The sequence below is a fragment of the Schumannella luteola genome (assembly GCF_013408685.1).
GTDB classification, from domain to species: domain Bacteria; phylum Actinomycetota; class Actinomycetes; order Actinomycetales; family Microbacteriaceae; genus Schumannella; species Schumannella luteola.
Genome location: NZ_JACBZY010000001.1, coordinates 725,909 through 743,839, shown reverse-complemented (window position 1 = coordinate 743,839; position 17,931 = coordinate 725,909). Strand labels below are relative to the sequence as shown.

Sequence of the window (17,931 nt, the reverse complement as noted above, 5' to 3'; positions counted from 1 at the left end):
CCGCATGGCCCGACCCGACCGCAGCTCCGCCTCGCGCGGACGACCCTCGCCCGAGCCGCGCCGCGGCCGCGGGCGCGGCGGCGTGCGCGCGGGGGCGGGCTCGGGCACCGGGTCGGATGCGGCGGGCCAGTCCGGCGGACTCGCCCCGAACGTCGAGCGCACCTACTCGGTCACGAGCACCGCGACCCGTTCGTCGACCGTCACCCGGGTCACGAGCACCCGCCTCGGCGCCGTCGACCGCGGTCGACGCAGCGCGCGCCGGGCGGTGCGCGCCGTCGCGGGTCGCACCCGGCTCACGGTGCGCTGGCTCGGCGAGACGGTCACGCCCGCGGGCTGGCTGCTCGGCGTCACGGTCGTGCTCGGAGCCGCCGCCGGCCTCGCCTTCGGCTGGACGCTCGGCTGGATCGCGGCCGCCGCGGCCGCCGTGCTCCTGCTGCTCTGCGTGCCCTTCCTGCTGGCGGGTCACGAGTACCGCGCCCGGCTCGTGCTCGCCCGCGACCGCGTCGTCGCCGGAACCGCGGTCGACGCCGACCTGCGCGTCGCCAACGTCGGCCGCCGCCTCGCGCTGCCCGGAGTGGTCGACGTGCCGATCGGCCAGGGCCTCGTCGAGGCGCAGGTGCCGCTGCTCATGCCCGGCGCGCACCACGACGACCGGCTCACGATCTCGGCCCGCCGTCGCGGCGTGATCGACGTCGGCCCGCTGTCGGTCACCCGCGGCGACCCGATCGGCATCCTGCGCCGCACCGTGCAGTGGCCCGAGGTGCAGACGCTGCACGTGCACCCCGTCACCGCGACGATCCCCTCGACGAGCGCGGGCATCATCCGCGACCTCGAGGGCATGCCGACGACCGACATCGTCTCGGCCGACCTCAACTTCCACGCGATCCGCGAGTACCTGCCCGGCGACTCGCGCCGCAACGTGCACTGGAAGTCGACCGCGAAGACCGGCCGGCTCATGGTCAAGCAGTACGAGGAGACCCGCAACGCCCGCATGGCGATCGTGATCGGCGTGGATGCGCACCGCGAGTACGCCGGTGAGGACGAGTTCGAGCTGGCGATCAGCGTCGCCGCGTCGCTGGGTCTGCAGGCGCTGCGCGACGGTCGCGACCTCGTCGTCGCGACGAGCGCCGACGACCACGGCGCCGCCCGCGGGTCGTCGGTCGCGCTGCGTCAGCTCTCGACGCGGTCGCCGCAGACCCTGCTCGACGGCTTCGCCGAGGTCGAGGGCGGTGAGAGCGCGAGCGCCCTCGAGGATGTCGCGCGGCTGACCGCGCAGCGCCACGACCTGCTCTCGATCGTCTTCATCGTGACCGGCTCGCAGCTGAGCGTCGACGAGCTGCGGGCGGTCGCGCATCCCTTCGACGACAGCCAGCCGGTCGTCGTGCGCTGCGAGGAGAACGCGCAGCCCGCGCTGCGGCGGGCGGGCCGGATGCGCGTCATCACGGTCGGAGCGCTCGGCGACCTGGGTCAGCTGATCGCGCGCGGAGCGCTCGCATGAGCGGCGTCGCGCCCGGGGGCCCGCGCGGAGCCGGCGGGGTCGGCGCACCCGGCGGCCCGGGGCCGATCGCCCCGCCGCCCGGCTTCGGTCCGCCGTCGGGCCAGGTCGGGCCCGTCCCCGCGCCGGGCCCCCGCCCGGGCCCGGCCAAGCAGCCGCGCGGACCGCGCCGCCGGCGTCGTCGCGCCGAGTCCCGCTCCGACCTGCTGCAGCGCGCCGTCGCCATCGCCTTCGTGCTGCTCGGGCTCGCCGTCGCGACCGCTCTGGCCTGGCCGATCTTCCAGACCCCGCGCCTGATCCTGCTCGCGGCCGTCGCCGGGGTCGTCGGCGTCGCGATCCCGCTCGTCGTCGGCTGGCGTCGCTGGCCCGCGCTCGCCGGGATCGGGCTCGTCGCCCTCGCCTTCGTCGCCCTGGTCGTGCCGCTCGCGGTGCCGTCCGGTCTCGCGTCGCCGTCCGCGCTGCTCAACGGCCTGCGCGACGGCGTCGCCGGCATCGTGCTCGGCTGGAAGCAGCTGCTCACCCTCGAGACCCCGCTCGGCGAGTACCAGGCGGTGCTCGTGCCGTTCCTGCTGGTCGCGCTCGTCGGCACGGCCGCCGCCACGGCGCTCGCCACCTCGCCCGGCGCCCGCGCGGTCGCGGCGGTGCCGGTCGTGCTGCTCATGTCGGTGTTCGGCATCGCGTTCGGGGCGACCTCCGGCGGCGCCGGAATCGACCTGCTCGGCACCCGAGTCGGCGCGGTGCGCGAGATGGTGCTCGGCCTCGTCGCCCTCGCGCTCGCCCTCACCTGGCTCGTGGTGCGGGCCCGCCTCATCCGCCGCGCCGCCCTGGCCCGCGCCCGCGTCGACGCGGGCATCACGACGCGCGGCCGCTCGCCGATCGGCGCGCTCGTGCGCCGGCGGATGCTCGTGGTCGGCCTGCTCGTCGTCGCCCTCGTCGCCGGCCTCGCCGTGACGCCGGCGCTCTCGGGCATCACCCCGCGCTCGACGCTGCGCACCGGCGCCGAGCCGCAGCTCATCCTGCGCGCGCAGAGCACCCCGCTCTCGCAGTACCGCGGATCGTTCACCGCCGACGCCTACACCGAGCCGCTGTTCTCGGTCAGCGGGGGAGCGGGCGCCGCGGGCGGCGGTGACGCGGCCGGCGCCGGTTCGGGCGAGCGCATGCGCCTGGCCGTGCTCGACTCGTGGACGGGCGCCGAGTTCCGCGTCGGCGACGACGAGCGCTTCACCCGCCTGCCCGGCGGCACCCCCGCATCCGGCTCGCGTCCCGTCACGATCACGATCGAGAAGGGCCTCGACGGAGTATGGATGCCGCTGCCCGCGGGCGTGCAGTCGGCCCCGACGTTCTCCGGGTCGCGCGCGACCGCGCTCGCCGACGGCTTCTACCTCGACCGCGACAGCGGAGCCGGCATCCAGATCGCGCCCTCCAGCGCCGGGCGCGGCCTGCGCGACGGCGACAGCTACACCGTGCAGGTCGCCCCGAGCCGCGACGTCGAACTCGGCGCCCCCGGGCGCACGAGCCTGCTCGACACCGCCGCCTACCCCCAGCTGAACGCCTGGCTGAAGGCGCAGAAGCAGCCGCGCACGGCCGACGGCTATCGCGAGCTCGTCGAGCGCCTGCGCGAGCGCGGCTACCTCACCCACTCCCTCGAAGAGGATGCGGCGGCGAAGTCATGGATCGCGGCGCTGTCGAAGCAGACCAGCTACAGCTTCCAGCCCGCCTACGCCGGGCACTCGACCGCCCGGGTCGAGACGCTGTTCAAGCAGCTCGTCGATCAGCAGGACAGCGTCGGCGAGACCGCCGACCCCGAGCTGCTCGTCGCGGCTCTCGGCGACGACGAGCAGTTCGCGACGGCCGCGGCGCTGCTCGGCCGGGCCCTCGGCTACGAGACGCGGGTCGTGGTCGGCGTGCGGATGACCGCGCTGAAGGGCAGCGGCGTCGGCACCTGCGACGGCACCTGCACCGGCAGCGACCTGGCCGCGTGGGTGGAGGTGCGCTCGCCCGGTGCCGCCGACTGGACCGTCGTCGACGCCGAGCCGCAGTTCGAGAAGCTGCCGACCATCGTCACCACCGGCCGTCAGCTGCCGAAGAACGCGACCGTGCCCGAGCAGCCGAAGGTCGACACCGTGCGCCCGCCCACCGACCAGCACGACGAGAGCCGCAGCGGCCAGCGCCCCGACGACGGCGACGGCGGCCTGCTCGGCCTGCTCTTCCCGGTGCTGCGCCCGATCGGGCTCGCGCTGGCCGCCCTGCTGCTGCTCGCCCTGCCCGGGCTCGTGCTGCTCGTCGCGAAGCGGCTGCGCCGCCGCGCCCGCCGCGGGGCCGCCGTGCCCGAGGTCGCCGTCGTCGGCGCCTGGGCTGAGGTCGTCGACGCCTGGATCGACGGGGGAGTGGATGCCGGCGCCGGCACCCGCCGCGACCAGGCGGAGCGCCTCGGCTCGCCCCACGCATTCCGTCTCGCCGTGCTGGCCGATCACGCGGTCTTCGCCGAGCATCCCCCGACCCGGCAGTCGGTCGCCGAGGCCTGGCGTCTGGTCGACGCCGAGCTCGCGCGGCGCACCGAGAGCCTCCGCTGGCGACACCGGCTGCGCGCCGCGGTGACGCCGGTGTCGTTCCTGCGTGCGCTGAACGGCAGGATGGGCGCATGAGCTCCTCAGACGCGACCGGCATCGGCGTCATCGGCATCGTCATCAGCCTGATCAGCGTGCTGATCTCGGTCGGCGTCTACGTGTGGCTCGGCCTCATGCTCTCGAAGCTGTTCCCGCACTTCGGCTCGGAGGGATGGCGCGGCTGGGTTCCGGTGCTCAATGTCGCCGAGATCCTGCACATCGGCGGCTACAGCCGACTGCTCGTGCTGCTGTCGCTCGTGCCGGGCGGCAGCGTCGTGGTCGTGATCTTCACGGCGCTCTCGGCGCACAAGATCGGGCAGCGGCTCGGCAAGCCGACCTGGTACGTGGTGCTCGCCGTCGTGCTGCTGCCGCTGTGGGCGATGCTGCTGCTGCGCGGACTCGGCGGTCAGCCGGGCGGCGTCGCGGGTGCGGGCGCCGCCGGACAGCAGCAGTGGGCGGGCCCCGGCTACGGCGCCGGTGCCCCGGCGACGGGCCCGGCCGCCGGCGCGACCGGCTCAGTGGCGATCCCGGTGCCGATGACCGGTGCGGGCACGACTCCGGCACCCGGATATGCGGGGCACGATGCCTACGCCGGCTACGGCGCGCAGCCCGGGGTCGACGCTGCCGCCGAGGTGAACCAGCCCCCGTCCGCCGCCGCGTACGGCGACCCGGCGGGCTACGCCGCTCCCGGGCAGACGCACGGGCAGCAGGGCGCCTATGGTCAGGCCGCCTACGGTCAGCCCGCGCCGCAGTCGGTCGGCGATGCGGTGGATGCGGCCCTCTCGGCGGCGCACCCCGAGCACCCGGGTGCGCCCTCGGTCTCGGCGCCCGAGTGGGTCCAGCAGGGCACGCCCGGACCGACCGCCGGTCAGCCCGCGCCGCTCATCGAGTCTCCCGGATTCTCGGTCACCTCGGCCTCGGCCGCGGGTGCCGGCGTCGCACCGGCCGCTGATGTCGCCGGCCCCGCCGCGAACTACGTCATCACTCCGCCGCCGGGACTCATGCCGCCGGCCGCGCCGGCCTCCACCATGCCGCCGACCGCGTCGGCGCCCGGCGATCACGTCGCGCCGTCGTCGCCGTCCTCCGAGGCGGGACCGTCCGCGTGGGATTACCCTGCCCCGGCCGCCGCTCCCGCTCCGCCCATCGCACCCGAGCCCCTCCCGGCGTCCGCTGACGAGGCGCCCGCGCCGCCCGTCGCCGATCCCGTCCCGAACCCGTGGTCCCGTCCTCCGGTCACGACGGTCGAGCCGGATGTCGCGGCGACCCCCGGGATCGCCCCGCCCCCGCTCGTGGCCGGCGCCCCGGTCATCCCCGGCGCCCCGGCCGCGCCCGCCGCCGATCCCCTCGGCCTCGGGCCCGTCCCGGGTGCCGCATCCGCCGGCGCTCTCGCCGACGAGGATGACGACGACTTCGGCGCGACGATCGTGGTCGATCCGAGCTCCACGGTGCGCTGGGAGCTCTCGCTCGACGACGGGCCGACCTACCAGCTGATCGGCGGCACCGTCGTGCTCGGCCGCAAGCCCGCCGGAACCGACCCGAGCGTGCACTACCTCGCCGTGCGCGACGCCACCCGCACCCTCTCGAAGGTGCACGCGCGCCTCGACCGCGAGGGCGACACCTGGCGCATCCGCGACCTCGGCTCGACCAACGGCGTGCGCGTCGTCGAGGCCGACGGCAGCGAGCATCCGGTTCCCGCCGGCGACGGCGTGCTGCTCGCGGGTCGCCGCTTCGTGCTCGGCCGCGTCGCGATGCGCCTCGATCGCCTCGGCGGCGCTCCGGCCGACGCGGCGAGCCGGGTGGAATCCGACTGGGACACCGAGGACCGATCGTGAGCGCCCGCCTCGACCTCGTCGACCTCATGGTCTCGGGTCTCACTGACGTCGGCCTGAAGCGGAGTGCGAACGAGGATGCGGCGCTCGCCGAGCGTCCCGTCTACCTCGTCGCCGACGGCATGGGCGGCTACGAGGCCGGCGATCGGGCGAGCGCGGCGGTCGTCGCGGCCTTCCGGATCGAGCTGTGCGGCCGCGGCGACGTCGACCCGGCCGGGGTGCGCCGCGCGCTCACGCGTGCCGAGCGCGACGTGGCCGAGATCGCGACGACGACGAGCCGCGGCACCGGCAGCACCGTCACCGGTGTGGTGCTGCTCGAGCACGAGGGCGAGCCGCACTGGCTCATCGTCAACGTCGGCGACTCGCGCGTGTATCGGCTCTTCGGCTCCGAGCTCGAGCAGCTCACGGTCGACCACTCACTCGCGCAGGCCCTCGCCGACAACGGCTCGCTGACCGCCGACGACCGCCGCGACTTCGCGCACCGCAACGTCATCACCCGGGCGATCGGCGCCCCCGACTCGCGCGCCGACACCTGGCTCATGCCGGTCACGACCGGCGAGCGGCTGCTGATCTGCTCCGACGGTCTGCACGGCGAGCTCGAGGACGAGCAGATCCGCGCGATGCTGACGATGGCGGGCCGGCCGGAGTCGGCGGCGGCGGCGCTGGTGGATGCGGCGAAGCGCGCCGGCGGACGCGACAACATCACCGTGCTCGTCGTCGACGTGCGCGCGGGCGGCGCGGTCAGCACCGCCGACCGCACCGACTCGATCGAGCTCTCCGCGAGCGCGACCATCCCGATCTGAGCGGTGCGCATCCGATGAGCAGCGACGACGACCGCCCGCGCACGGCGACGGGATCCCTCGACCTGTCGAGCCTGATGGGCGACGAGCCCGCGCCGGCCTCGGCGTCCTCGGGGACGACGTCGGCGGACGGCGGAGACGAGGCCGACGAGCGCACGATCGTGGTCGGCGGGATCGACGACGCCGACGAGCGCACCCTGCTCGTGAACGACGCGCTCGTCGCGGGCGGCGTCCCGGTCGGCGACGAGACGATCGTCGTGGATGCCGAGGAGACGATCGTCGCCGATCGCGGCTGGGGTGCTCCGCCCGTCGGGGGTGCGCCCGGATCGGCCGGAGTCGGCAGCGGCGCGCTCGCAGGCCCGCCCGGCGCGGGTCAGGTCGCCGGGGTCGGCCCTGGCGCCGGTATCGCCGCCCTCGGCTCGCCCGCTGCGCTCGCCGACCCTGCCGACCCTGCCGACCCTGCCGACCCCGCCGACCCCGCCGGGCTCGGCACCCGCCGGTCGCGTCGCGCCGCCGCGCAGCTCGCTCGGGTCGAGCTGCCGAGCGGCCTCGTGCCGGCCCCCTCCGCTGAGGGCGCCGGTGTCGGCGCGCGCGACGCCTACGTGCCGCGTCCGGTGCCGACCCCGCCGATCGTGCCCGACCTGCCGCCGGGCGGCGAGGCGACCCGTGCCGTGGCGCCGTCGATGCCCTCGGTCGCGCGCTCGGCCCGACGCACCGGACGCCTCGCGCTCATCCTCGCCGCCGCCGCGGTCGTCGTGACGATCGGCGGCCTCATCCTCATCGTCGCCGCGTTCCTCGCCCCCTGACCCCGGGCCTCGGGAATCAGCCGGGCCCGAGGACGCCCTGCTCTGCCCGGCGAGATCCGCTCCCGCCCGCGCCGTGGAGCCCCCGCTCAGACCCCGAACTCGTCGGGTGAGGCCTCCGCGCGCCGGCGTCGGCGGAAGTAGGCGAGCACCCCGACGACGCCGAGCACCGCCCCGGCCGTGACCGCGCCGACGATCGAGATGGTCGTGGCGAGTGCGCTGGCCGGGTCGCTGTGGGCGAGCGCGAGGTCGCGGCGGTCGTCGGCGGGCGCACCGGCGCTGCCGCCGCCGAAGGCGCTCTCCGGTCCGCGCAGCGCGCCGCCGACGGCGAGGGTCATGGCGTCGTAGGGCTGCACGACGCCCCAGCCGATCGCGTCGTCGCGCTGGTCGGGATCGGGTCGCACGGCGGTCGCCTCGAGCCGGTACCTCCACTGCGCGGGCGTCTCCTGCGGGTGCGACGCCGCGACGAGCGCAGCCGCGGCCGAGACGTAGGCGGTCGAGAAGCTGGTGTGCGCGGCCTCGCCCGAGTAGACGCAGTCGATGCCGTTGCTGGCCGAGGTGAGGATGTTCTGCCCGGGCGCCGCGATCGACACGTGCGGTCCGTTGACGCTGTTCCCGTCGGCGGCTCCGGCGGCGTTCACGGCGCCGCTGCCGAGCGCCTCGGGGTCGCCGGCCGGGTAGCGCGCCGAGCCGGAGGCCTTCTCCTCGACCGACTGGCTGTTGTCGGCGTTGCCCGAGCTGGCGACGACGAGGCTGCCGCGCGCGGTCGCGTAGGCCACCGCATCCCGCAGCTCGGGCGCATCGGCGGCGCTGCTCAGCGACACGTTGATGACCTGTGCGTTCGAGTCGGCGGCGACGCGGATGCCCTCGGCGATGCGGGGGATGGTCGGGCCGAAGCCGGCCTTGCGCGCATCCGACTCGGTCGTCGAGAACACCCGGATCGAGAGGATGCGCGCCTCCGGCGCGAGCCCCTCGACGCCGGATCCGTCGATCTTGCGGGCGGCGATCTGCCCGGCGATCGCGGTGCCGTGGCCGTCGAGGTCGGCGTAGCCGTTCTGGCCGGCTCCGTCGCCGACGAGGTCGACGCCGCCGGCGAGCACCCCGGCGAGGTGCGGGTTGTTCGCGTCGACCCCGGAGTCGACGACCGCGACGACGATGCCGGCTCCGCGGCTGACGCTCCACGCGAGTTCGGACTGCAGCTGCGCGAGCGCCGGCGGCGACTGGGCGATGCGCGTGCCGCCGCCGGCGGTGCAGTCGCTCGATCCGGAGTCGGCGTCGACGGTGACCCGCGCGCCGGCGGCGCCGCTCGCCGCCGACGCGCCGGTCGAGATGCCGGCGCCGCCGAGCACGGCCAGCGTCAGTCCCGCGCCCAGCAGCGCCGCTCCCGCTCGGGATGCGCGTCGCAGGCCGCGAGCGCGCCCGTCGCCAGCCGCGCGCCCGGCGAATGGAGCGGGCCGCATCTCAGCCATCCGAGTCCGACGACCCCGACGCATCCGACCCGCCCGAAGAGCCCGACGACGACCCCGAGGCCGGTTCGGCCGGTCCGCCGCCCGGCTCCGCGCCCGCCGCGGCCGTGCTCAGCGCCGGCCCGGTCTTGAACAGGCGGATCCAGCTCTGGTCGACCCGCCCGACCTCCTCGAGCGAGTAGCCGAGTCGCGCGACGGTGTCCTCGTCGGCGCCGGGGAGGGCGTAGGAGGTGCCGGTCGCGTCGACGATCGTGAGCAGCGGGGAGCCCTGCGCTCCGCGCCCGCCGGCGAGCACGATGGCGCCGCGCCCGGAGGCGACGGTGAGCGTCGCCTCCGCGTCTTCGGTCGTCGCGGTGGTCGCGAGCACGGTGCGGGCGAGCCCGCGGGCGTCATGGGTGAGCAGCGCGCAGGGACGGGCGTCGCTCTCGAGGGTCGTGAAGCCGTCGCTCGGCCAGTCGGCGCCGCCGACCGGGTTCTTCGCGGTGGGCACGTCGGCGACGTCGGCGGAGGCGACCTCGAGCACGCGGTCGGCGCCGCGCCCGGTGCCCAGCTGGTAGAGCTGCCAGGCGAGCGGGCTGAGCGAGCCGAGCGTGCCGTCCTGCTGCACGAGGAAGCGCTGGGTCACCGCCTGCCCGGTGATGTGCAGCACGTCGCCGACGTTGAGCGAGGTGCCGGCGAGCGGGAGCCCGGCGTCGGTGATGACGATCGACTGCAGGTCGGCGCCCTCGGTGAAGAGGTCGAGCCAGGCGGGATCGACGGCGACCGGGTCGAGCGAGTCGATGCCGGCGGCGCGCAGCACCGCATCCGTCTGCGCCGGGTCGACCTTGAAGCGGGTGTCGGCGGCGACGACGTAGATCTGGCCGCCCGACGACACGACCACGGCATCCTTCGTGGCGCTCGCGGTCGAGCCGCCGATGCGCACCCGGTTGCCGCCGTCGTCGGCGACGCAGGCCGTCCATCCGTCGTTGATGAGCCTGTTCGCGGCGGGCAGCGTGTCGGGGGCGCCGACGATGCCGACGGGGGCCCCGAGCTTCACGCCGGCGAGGCGCGCCTGGGTGGTGGTGATGACCTTGAAGTCGGTGCTGGGGATGAGCAGCCGCGCCGACACCGAGTTGATCACCGGGTGCAGCACGTTCTTCGAGCTCACATAGCGCGCCCCGGTGTCTTTGGCGATGATGAGCCGGTTGTTGCCCCAGTCGTTGGGCAGGCCCGGCTGCATCACGCCGTAGAACACGCCGGCGAGGATGACGGCCACGGTCAGCGCGATCGCGATGATCACGGCGCGCAGCGGCTTCGAGGGCTCGAGCTCGCGTCCGCCGGGGGCTCCCGAGATGAAGGCGGTGAGAAGGCGGCGGCGCGAGAAGTTCTGCGCCTCGATCAGATCGCTCTTGGTGGCCACGTCACGCCCAGGCGATTCCGGCGGCGATGACGCCGAGCGGCAGCAGGAGTCCGATCACGAGCACCTCGACGGTGTCGGCGAGGCGGGTGAGGCGCATGCGCGCGCGCGGCGCGAGCAGCGTGAGGAAGATCACGATCACGGTCACCGCCAGCAGCGCGACGAGCAGCACGAGCCGCAGGTCGGGCTGGGCGAGGCTCGTGGTGACGCCGGTGATCGCGATGCCCGCGGTGCCGAGCGCCATCAGCACGACGACCTCGGCGCGGGCGAAGCTCTGCCGCGCGGGCATCATGATCCCGATGAAGCCGAGCGCGCAGAGGGCGGCGCCGGCGGGGCTGGCTCCGGCGACGATCGGGGCGCCGACGAGCGCGGCGAGCCCGAGCGCGAGCCGCAGCGCGACGAGCACGCGGTGCCCGGCGGCGGCGCGGGCGCGCACCTGCTCGGTGTCGATCGGGTCGGGGTCGTCGAAGATCTCCTGGTCGCTCTGCGGCGAGATCACGCGGATGCGCGTCGACGTCATCGCGAGCCACGGCAGCGCGTTGGCGAGGGTGATGACGACCGCGACCATGAGCGCGTAGGCGCTCTGCTGGCTGCCCGGCATGAGCCCGGCGATGCCGCCGGTGATGCCGATCGCGCCGCCGAGCACGAGCGGCACGAGCAGGATGGCGCGGGATGCGGGGTTCAGCAGCAGCGCGATGCCGCCCGCGACGACGGCGCCGGCGCCGGCGGCGGCGAGCGGCCATCCGAACAGACCGCCGTCGGCCGGGGTGAGCAGGTAGCCGGTGAGCGCGGCGAAGGCGGCGGCGGCGAGGGCGAGGCCGCGGCCGGTCTCGGCCTGCCCGAGTCGTTCGATCACGGCGGCCGAGGCGAGCAGCAGCACGGTTCCGGCGGCGGCGATGATCGCGCGCAGCAGCGTCGAGGGTCCGTCGCCGCCCCCGGCGAGCAGCAGCACGGCGCAGATGCCGAGCAACGTGAGGCTCGCGGCGAGGGCGGTGCGCGCGTTGTCCTGGGGGGTCCACGGCCGGTTCTGCTCGCCGGTCGCGTCGATCACGGCCTCGACGATGTCGTCGTAGACGCGGGGCTCGGCCAGCTGCACGCCGCGCGCGAGCGTGAGCAGCTCACCGTCGAGCACGCCCTGCTCGGCGGCGCCGCGGCTCGGGTCGAGACGGGTGCCGTCCGCGCGCTGCAGGGCGTAGCCCGTGTGCGTCATGGTCGCATCCAGCACGCCGAGGCCGCGGGCGAAGCCGGGCATCAGCTCGACGAGCGGCAGCTGGGCGGGCACGCCGACATCGAGCCGTCGACCCTCGCTCTGGATCGACACCCTCAGCAGTGCCCGTGACGTGCTCACGGTCGTACTCACGCGTGCTCCTGCCATCGTGCGCATCCGCGCAGCTGACGCATTCCCGGTCAGCCTAATCATCCTCAGGGAACGGATGGCGCTCGGAGTAGGTTGTTCGTGAGTTTTTCCCGAGTGGATGGGCGGGCTCGGTCCGCCTTCCACTCACGGTGCCCTCGTCCTCCACCCGTGTCACCCAGGAGCCCCCGATGCCCCGTGCCCGCACCTCCGCCGCGGCGCTGCTCGCCCTGACCGCTCTGACGGCGGCGCTCGCCGCGGGCCCGACCGCCTCCGCATCCGCGGCGTCGTCGACGGACTGGTGGTACGCGAAGTACGACGTGGCGGGCGCCCAGTCGCAGGGGCTGACCGGGAAGGGCATCAAGATCGCGGTGATCGACGGGCCCTTCAACGCCTCGCTCGAGGTGTTCCAAGGGGCCGATATCACAGTCCCCGAGCCGTCCGTCTGCGGCGACCCGGCGTCGACGACGACCGCGACCATCGACTCGGTGCACTCCGCCGATGTCACCTCGTTGCTGGTCGGCAATGGGACCGGACCTGGCGCGGTAAAGGGCATCGCCCCGGAGGCGAAGGTCACGGTCTACGCCAACTCGACCCAGGGCGCCGAGTCCGGCTGCACCAAGACCGTCGACGGGGTTCCGTACACCGACTACGGCCTGATCGTGCGCAAGGCGGTGGCCGACGGCAACCGGATCATCTCCATCTCGCAGGCGACGAACGCGCATCTTCGCGGTGACGAGCTCGCGATCGCCGACGCGATCGCGCGCGGGGTCGTGATCGTCGCCGGCGACCCCAACTCCCTGACTGATCCGGGCAACTTCCCGGCCAACGCGAACGGCGTCGTGTCGGTCAACGCCTTCAAGGAGAGCGGCGACCTGCAGACCGATGGTGGTGTTCCGGTCGCCTTCGATTCGACGACGGTGGTCGCCGCGGGCGTCGGGTTCTCGTCGCAGGGCACGGCGAACTCCGCGTCGTGGGGTGACGACGGCCGACGGATGCAGGGGTCGTCGCTGGCGACGCCGCTCGTGTCGGGCATGTTGGCGCTGGTGGCGCAGAAGTATCCGCAGGCGACGGGTAATCAGCTGGTCCAGTCGCTGATCCACAACACGGGCGGTGACGATCATCCGCTGACCCGGTACGAGGGCGGGTACGGGTACGGTCCCGCGTCGTTGACGCACATGCTCAAGGTCGATCCGACGCAGTATCCGGACGAGAACCCGCTCATGAACGAGCCGGGTCACCTCGGCGTTCCGACCGTGGCTGATGTGGCTGCGGCCAAGAAGGCACTGGCATCCGCTTCCGCCTCGCCGTTGTCCGGTCCGTCCGCGGGTTCCGCGGCGCCGTCCGCCTCGCAGCGCGGCGGCTTCTCGCCGGTCGCGACGGCGCTCATCGCGGCGGGCGTGCTCGGCGGCCTCGTCGTCATCGCCGGGGTCGTGGTGCTGATCGTGCTGCTCACCCGCCGTCGGCCCTCGACCAGGGGGTAGCCGGATGGTGAATCTCAGGTTCCGAGGTCTTGTCGATATTGCGGGAACCGCATAGCCTTGCCTCATCCGCGTCACCGAGGCCCCCCATTCGGGGGCAGAGTGACGCGTCGACACCATCTCAGACAAGGGGAATGCTGTGGCAGATGTCATCGCGGCCGAAGAAGGCGCACTCAAGCGCGGAGCCCAGGCGGTCGGCACCGCCAAGGCCGGTATCGACCAGGAGGTGAAGAAGCTCCGCGGCGAGATCGAGCAGGTCTCCGGCTACTGGTCGGGCAGCGCCGCCGTCGCGTTCAACCAGCTCCTCACCCGCTGGGACAACGAGACCAGCAAGCTCAACAACGTGCTGATCACCCTCGAAGACGCCCTCGGCGGCACCGAGAAGGACCAGAACGCCACCGAAGAGTCGCACAAGCAGACCATCTCGGGCCTCGGCTCGATCATGGGCGCCTGAGACCGGCTGAGCCAGGAAAGGTAAGGGATTCCCATGGAAAGCATGTCCGTCAAGCCCGCCCAGGTCGTCGCCCTCTCGGGCCAGATCCGTGGTGGTGCCACCGGCATCCAGTCGAAGCTCGATGACCTCGACAACGAGGTCGGCAAGCTCCGCGGCTCGTGGAGCGGTTCCGCTCAGCAGGCCTACGACGAGGCCCAGCGCAAGTGGACCCAGTCGGTCAACGAGCTCAACAGCCTCCTGCAGCAGATCGCCGGCAAGACCGAGGAGATCGCGCAGCAGTACACCCAGAGCGACAACTCGTCGGCCGGCCGCTTCTCGGTCTGAGCTGATTCGCCGCGCTGCGGGCCGTCGCCATCCGGCGGCGGCCCGTTCGCGCGGCATCGCCGTCTCGTCTCGCCCGCCCACCTCGAAGGATCAGCTCCATGGCCGCGTCCAACATCTCCCTCGATCTGCAGACACTGATCTACAACCTGGGCAAGTTCACCTCGGCGCAAGAGGGACTCAGCACGGGCAGCGATGTCACGAGCAGCGTGCGTGGCAACGACGGCACCACCCACTCGGTCGCTCCCGAGATCACCTACTACAGCTGGCTCACCAGCGCCGCCAGCGCGATCGCCACTACGACGGAGGGCCTGCGTCAGAACCTGACGGCGAACGCCGACGCCCTGCGCGATGCCGCCCGGCAGCTGGTCGAGCGCAACGAGATCTCTGCCGAGGAGTCGCAGCAGTTCCTCGCCCTCATCGACGGCGCGACCGCGACGCCGGCACCCTCCGCCGCCGCGAACGCCAGCGGATCCGGAACCGGGACCGCCGCGGGCAGCGCCTATTCCGGAGCCTCGGCGATCGGCACCGGTGACGCCGCCACCGCTGGAGCCGACGCCGGCAAATCCGCGTTCGACGGCGTCTGAGGCGTGATCGGAACCCAGACCGTGCTCTCCCTCAGACGACGGACAGCGCCCGCTCGACGAGCCGTCGCCCTGATCGCGGCCGCCGCCGTCGTCTTCGGGGCGGTCCTCTTCGGCGCGACTGGCGCATCCGCTGCGTCGTCGACCGACTGGTGGTACGCCAAGTACGGTGTGCCGGCGGCCCAGGCGGCCGGCTTCACAGGCAAGGGCGTGAAGGTCGCGGTGATCGACGGTCCGTTCAATGCGTCGCTGGACGTGTTCCGCGGCGCCGACATCACCGTCCCCGAGCCGTCGATCTGCGGCGGGTCGGCTGCGACGACGACCGCGAGCCGCGATGCGGTGCACTCGGCTGACGTCACTGCACTCATCGTGGGCAACGGGACGGGCCCCGGGAGCGTCCGCGGAATCGCCCCCGGCGCCGCGGTCACCGTCTACGCGCATCCGACGAGCGGCGCCGGTGCGACCTGCACCAAGACGATCGACGGAACGCCCTACAGCGTCTTCGGGCTGATCCTGCGCAAGGCCGTCGCCGACGGCAACCGCGTGATCTCGATCTCGCAGGGGGCGAGCAGCCACCTGCGCGGCGACGAGCTGGCGATCGCGGACGCGATCGCGCGCGGCGTCGTCATCGTCGCCGCCAATGCGAACTCGACGACTGACAACGCGATCTTCCCCTCGAACGCCAGCGGTGTGATCGCCGTCAATGCGCTCCAGGAGACGGGCGACCTTCAGACGGATGGTGGCGTGCCGGTCAGCTTCGAATCGACCACGGTGGTCGCCGCCGGGGTGGGCTTCTCGTCGCAGGGCAATTCGGCCGGCGACACCTGGGGCGACGCCGGGCGCCGTACACAGGGATCGTCGCTGGCGGCACCGCTCGTCGCGGGGATGGTCGCTGTCGCTTCGCAGAAGTACCCTCAGGCGTCGGGCAACCAGCTCGTGCAGTCGCTGATCCGCAACACGGGCGCCGGAGGCCATGAGCTCACGCGCTACGAGGGTGGGTACGGCTACGGTCCCGCGTCGCTCACCCGTCTGCTCGAGTTCGACCCGACGCAGTACCCCGACGAGAACCCGCTGATGAGCGAACCCGGACACCTCGGCGTCCCGAGCGCCGCCGATGTGGCTGCGGCGAAGAAGGCGCTGGTCTCGACGGGCGGCGAACCGAGTGCGAAACCCACCACCGACGCAGCTGATCCTCAGCCGTCGGGACCCGGCATCCTGCCGGTTCTGATCGTCGTCGCCATCGTCGGCCTCCTGGTCGTCGCGGGCGTCGTCATTCTGCTGGTCGTGCTGCTCACGCGGCGGCGCGGCGGCGCATCCCAGGGAGGAATGAGATGACGGGCAAGAACGAGCAGAAGCTCGCAGCTCTGGCGAGTCGATCCGGCGACTGGTACCTGCCGGGCGCGGAGACGCTCGCGCGACAGCTCGAGGCGCTGACCCCGGTGGTGAAGGCCGTCGGAGAGCAGCACGGGCTCACCGGCGAATCGGGTCTGGCCGCGACGACCAGCCTGCTCGGGGCGTATCAGTCGGCGACCAAGCTGATGGGCGACATCGAGACCGTTCGCGCGAGTCTCGACACGGCGAACGCGGCGCGCCGTCAGGCGTCCGCCGAACTCGCCAACCTGCCCGACGGTCAGCTCGACTCGACCACGACCGCACTCGTGCGTGGCGCGGAGGTGGGCACGGCGATCTACTTCGGGCCGATCACCGTCGTGGCGGGTGAAGCCGCGATGGCGACGATCAACAGCTGGCTCGGCAACCGACGTGAGCAGGCGGCAGCCGACGCGCTGACCCGCGTCTCCACGCAGATGGGCCCGTCGATGTCGCAGAACGTCGAAGGTCAGGACTGGGCGTCCCACGACCGCGACGCAGAAGACGGCACCGGCGATGGTACGGGCGACAACGGCCCCGGAACGCGCGTGCCCGGACCGGGCTCGACGACGACCGGCGGCTCGAACGGCGGCTCGAACTCCACCGTCAACGGCGGCAGCGTCGCGACGCCGGGAGGCTCGACGGCCGGAACCGGCGGCGGGCTCGCCGGTGGCATCGGCAAGCCCGGCTCGATCATCGACCACACTCCGGAGACCGGCGACGGCAGCTGGACGGGCGGCACCACCCTGCAGCCGCCGGTCACGGCCGACGGCCCCCTGGGCGGCGGCTCGACGACCATCGGCGGCGTCGGCGGCGGACTCGGCGGCGGTCTGGGTGGTGGCCTCGGCGGAAGCCTGGGCGGCGGACTCGGAGGCGCGGCCCTCGGCGGCGGGCTCGGTGCGGCAGCCGCGCTCGGCGCGGGCAAGCTCGCGGGCCTCGGCGGTGGCGGAGTCGGCGGAGTCGGCGGCGGCGCCGGCGGTGCACTCGCCGGCGGCGGACGTGTCGGCGCGGCAGGCGCCGGCGGCGCGGGAGCCACGGCCGATTCGGGTCGCGGCGGCCTGCTCGGCGCTGGACGCGGGGGAGCCGGCGGCGCGGGAGCGGCGGCGGGAGCCGCGGTCGGCGAAGGCCGAGGGGCGACCAACAACATGATGGGCGGCGGAGGTGGCGGAGCGGCCGGAGGCGGTTCCGACAAGAAGAAGGCCGGCCGGGGAATGGGCGGACCGCTCGCCCCCAAGGTCGACGAAGACGAGGATGCGACGCCGCGATCGGCGTCGGCCGGCGCCGGGGGACGCGCGTCGGGTGACGATGAAGGAGCACTGAGCTGATGGCCGACAAGATCTCCGCCACCGAGGGGGCGCTGCGCGACGGGGCCGAAGCCGCGCGCCGCGCGCACGACGACGTCAACGCGACCGTGCGCCGCATCCAGGGCCACCTCGACACCCTGCGGGGCGCCTGGGCCGGCGACGCGGCCAAGTCGCACGATCAGCTCATGCAGCGGTGGAACGCCGACGTGCAGAAGCTGCAGAACACGCTCGCACGCTTCGAGGAGTCGCTGCGCGCCACCGAGCGCGACCAGGCGGCCACCGAGGAATCGCACCAGCAGACCATCAAGGGGCTCGGCAGCCTCATGGGAGGACAGTGACCATGGGCGACATCGGCAACGGCAGCTTCTCCGTCACCCCCGAGACCCTGCGCGAGGTCGCGGCCTCGCTCGGCCAGGAGAGCCGGCACCTCGCCGGCGTGCTCGGCGACCTCGAGCAGCGGGTGCGCGCGCTCGAGTCGAACTGGGATGGCGCGGCACGTCAGGCCTACTCCGAGGCGCAGCGCAGCTGGTCGGTCTCGATCAACGACATGACGAGCATCCTCGGCCAGGTCGGAAGCGCCACCGAGGAGATCGCGGCGGGCTACGTCTCCAGCGACAAGGCCTCGGCGAAGCGCTTCCCCGGTCAGGGCTGACGTCGAACGTGCTCGGGT

Annotated in this window: 16 protein-coding genes; 13 read left to right on the top strand and 3 right to left on the bottom strand. The window is 73.8% G+C overall.

Going from position 1 to position 17,931, the window contains the following annotated elements:
- Window positions 1-4: 4 nt before the first annotated feature.
- From BJ979_RS03320 to BJ979_RS03300, 5 genes are read left to right on the top strand one after another with little or no spacing between them, the layout of a single operon-like run.
- Entirely contained in the window at window positions 5-1,498 is a 1,494-nt protein-coding gene (locus BJ979_RS03320) for a DUF58 domain-containing protein (RefSeq protein WP_179565158.1), read from the top strand.
- Complete coding sequence (locus BJ979_RS03315; protein ID WP_179565156.1) at window positions 1,495-4,140, top strand: transglutaminase-like domain-containing protein; 2,646 nt, start codon at window positions 1,495-1,497, stop codon at window positions 4,138-4,140. Before BJ979_RS03320 ends, BJ979_RS03315 begins: the two co-directional genes overlap by 4 nt.
- Complete coding sequence (locus tag BJ979_RS03310) at window positions 4,137-5,933, top strand: FHA domain-containing protein (protein WP_179565154.1); 1,797 nt, start codon at window positions 4,137-4,139, stop codon at window positions 5,931-5,933. The genes BJ979_RS03315 and BJ979_RS03310 overlap by 4 nt, the downstream gene beginning before the upstream one ends.
- The gene (locus tag BJ979_RS03305) at window positions 5,930-6,733 is read left to right on the top strand and encodes a PP2C family protein-serine/threonine phosphatase (protein ID WP_343046585.1); all 804 of its coding nucleotides are present in this window, start codon (window positions 5,930-5,932) and stop codon (window positions 6,731-6,733) included. Before BJ979_RS03310 ends, BJ979_RS03305 begins: the two co-directional genes overlap by 4 nt.
- A 14-nt stretch (window positions 6,734-6,747) precedes the next feature.
- Window positions 6,748-7,536 carry a hypothetical protein gene (locus BJ979_RS03300; RefSeq protein ID WP_179565152.1) on the top strand — a complete coding sequence of 263 codons (789 nt, stop codon included), beginning with the start codon at window positions 6,748-6,750 and terminating at the stop codon, window positions 7,534-7,536.
- Window positions 7,537-7,622: 86 nt separating this feature from the next.
- Here BJ979_RS03300 and BJ979_RS03295 read toward each other — a convergent pair whose 3' ends face one another.
- Genes BJ979_RS03295 through eccD form a run of 3 tightly spaced genes read right to left on the bottom strand, consistent with a single transcriptional unit; the run spans window position 7,623 to window position 11,755 of the window.
- Complete coding sequence (locus tag BJ979_RS03295) at window positions 7,623-8,993, bottom strand: S8 family serine peptidase (protein WP_179565150.1); 1,371 nt, start codon at window positions 8,991-8,993, stop codon at window positions 7,623-7,625.
- Window position 8,994: 1 nt separating this feature from the next.
- On the bottom strand, window positions 8,995-10,398 hold the full coding sequence (gene eccB / locus BJ979_RS03290; protein ID WP_179565148.1) for a type VII secretion protein EccB: 1,404 nt from the start codon (window positions 10,396-10,398) through the stop codon (window positions 8,995-8,997).
- Between the two features lies 1 nt (window position 10,399).
- Complete coding sequence (gene eccD, locus BJ979_RS03285) at window positions 10,400-11,755, bottom strand: type VII secretion integral membrane protein EccD (protein ID WP_343046584.1); 1,356 nt, start codon at window positions 11,753-11,755, stop codon at window positions 10,400-10,402.
- Window positions 11,756-11,940: 185 nt separating this feature from the next.
- On the opposite strand from eccD, the gene BJ979_RS03280 reads away from it, so the two are divergent.
- From BJ979_RS03280 to BJ979_RS03245, 8 genes are all read left to right on the top strand, one after another.
- On the top strand, window positions 11,941-13,233 hold the full coding sequence (locus BJ979_RS03280; protein ID WP_179565146.1) for a S8 family peptidase: 1,293 nt from the start codon (window positions 11,941-11,943) through the stop codon (window positions 13,231-13,233).
- A gap of 136 nt (window positions 13,234-13,369) precedes the next feature.
- Window positions 13,370-13,684, top strand: coding sequence for a WXG100 family type VII secretion target (locus BJ979_RS03275; protein ID WP_179565145.1), 315 nt, complete (start codon window positions 13,370-13,372; stop codon window positions 13,682-13,684).
- 42 nt (window positions 13,685-13,726) lie between these two features.
- Window positions 13,727-14,008 (top strand): WXG100 family type VII secretion target, encoded by a 282-nt coding sequence (locus BJ979_RS03270; RefSeq protein ID WP_179565144.1) that lies wholly within the window; start codon window positions 13,727-13,729, stop codon window positions 14,006-14,008.
- Window positions 14,009-14,106: 98 nt separating this feature from the next.
- Window positions 14,107-14,592, top strand: a complete 486-nt coding sequence (locus BJ979_RS03265) for a hypothetical protein (protein WP_179565143.1) — start codon at window positions 14,107-14,109, stop codon at window positions 14,590-14,592.
- A gap of 21 nt (window positions 14,593-14,613) precedes the next feature.
- Window positions 14,614-15,924 carry a S8 family serine peptidase gene (locus tag BJ979_RS03260; protein ID WP_179565142.1) on the top strand — a complete coding sequence of 437 codons (1,311 nt, stop codon included), beginning with the start codon at window positions 14,614-14,616 and terminating at the stop codon, window positions 15,922-15,924.
- A complete protein-coding gene (locus BJ979_RS03255; RefSeq protein ID WP_179565140.1) occupies window positions 15,921-17,282 on the top strand; it encodes a hypothetical protein in 1,362 nt (453 codons plus the stop codon). Before BJ979_RS03260 ends, BJ979_RS03255 begins: the two co-directional genes overlap by 4 nt.
- Window positions 17,282-17,599 carry a WXG100 family type VII secretion target gene (locus BJ979_RS03250; protein ID WP_179565138.1) on the top strand — a complete coding sequence of 106 codons (318 nt, stop codon included), beginning with the start codon at window positions 17,282-17,284 and terminating at the stop codon, window positions 17,597-17,599. The genes BJ979_RS03255 and BJ979_RS03250 overlap by 1 nt, the downstream gene beginning before the upstream one ends.
- Window positions 17,600-17,601: 2 nt before the next feature.
- Window positions 17,602-17,913 carry a WXG100 family type VII secretion target gene (locus BJ979_RS03245; protein WP_179565136.1) on the top strand — a complete coding sequence of 104 codons (312 nt, stop codon included), beginning with the start codon at window positions 17,602-17,604 and terminating at the stop codon, window positions 17,911-17,913.
- Window positions 17,914-17,931: the final 18 nt, after the last annotated feature.

Excerpts from the sequence above, each read along its gene's own strand:
- BJ979_RS03320 (WP_179565158.1), top strand. The coding sequence starts at position 5 with ATGGCCCGACCCGACCGCAGCTCCGCCTCGCGCGGACGACCCTCGCCC.
- BJ979_RS03315 (WP_179565156.1), top strand. The coding sequence starts at position 1,495 with ATGAGCGGCGTCGCGCCCGGGGGCCCGCGCGGAGCCGGCGGGGTCGGC.
- BJ979_RS03310 (WP_179565154.1), top strand. The coding sequence starts at position 4,137 with ATGAGCTCCTCAGACGCGACCGGCATCGGCGTCATCGGCATCGTCATC.
- BJ979_RS03300 (WP_179565152.1), top strand. The coding sequence starts at position 6,748 with ATGAGCAGCGACGACGACCGCCCGCGCACGGCGACGGGATCCCTCGAC.
- BJ979_RS03295 (WP_179565150.1), bottom strand. The coding sequence starts at position 8,993 with ATGCGGCCCGCTCCATTCGCCGGGCGCGCGGCTGGCGACGGGCGCGCT.
- BJ979_RS03280 (WP_179565146.1), top strand. The coding sequence starts at position 11,941 with ATGCCCCGTGCCCGCACCTCCGCCGCGGCGCTGCTCGCCCTGACCGCT.
- BJ979_RS03270 (WP_179565144.1), top strand. The coding sequence starts at position 13,727 with ATGTCCGTCAAGCCCGCCCAGGTCGTCGCCCTCTCGGGCCAGATCCGT.
- BJ979_RS03265 (WP_179565143.1), top strand. The coding sequence starts at position 14,107 with ATGGCCGCGTCCAACATCTCCCTCGATCTGCAGACACTGATCTACAAC.
- BJ979_RS03255 (WP_179565140.1), top strand. The coding sequence starts at position 15,921 with ATGACGGGCAAGAACGAGCAGAAGCTCGCAGCTCTGGCGAGTCGATCC.
- BJ979_RS03250 (WP_179565138.1), top strand. The coding sequence starts at position 17,282 with ATGGCCGACAAGATCTCCGCCACCGAGGGGGCGCTGCGCGACGGGGCC.
- BJ979_RS03245 (WP_179565136.1), top strand. The coding sequence starts at position 17,602 with ATGGGCGACATCGGCAACGGCAGCTTCTCCGTCACCCCCGAGACCCTG.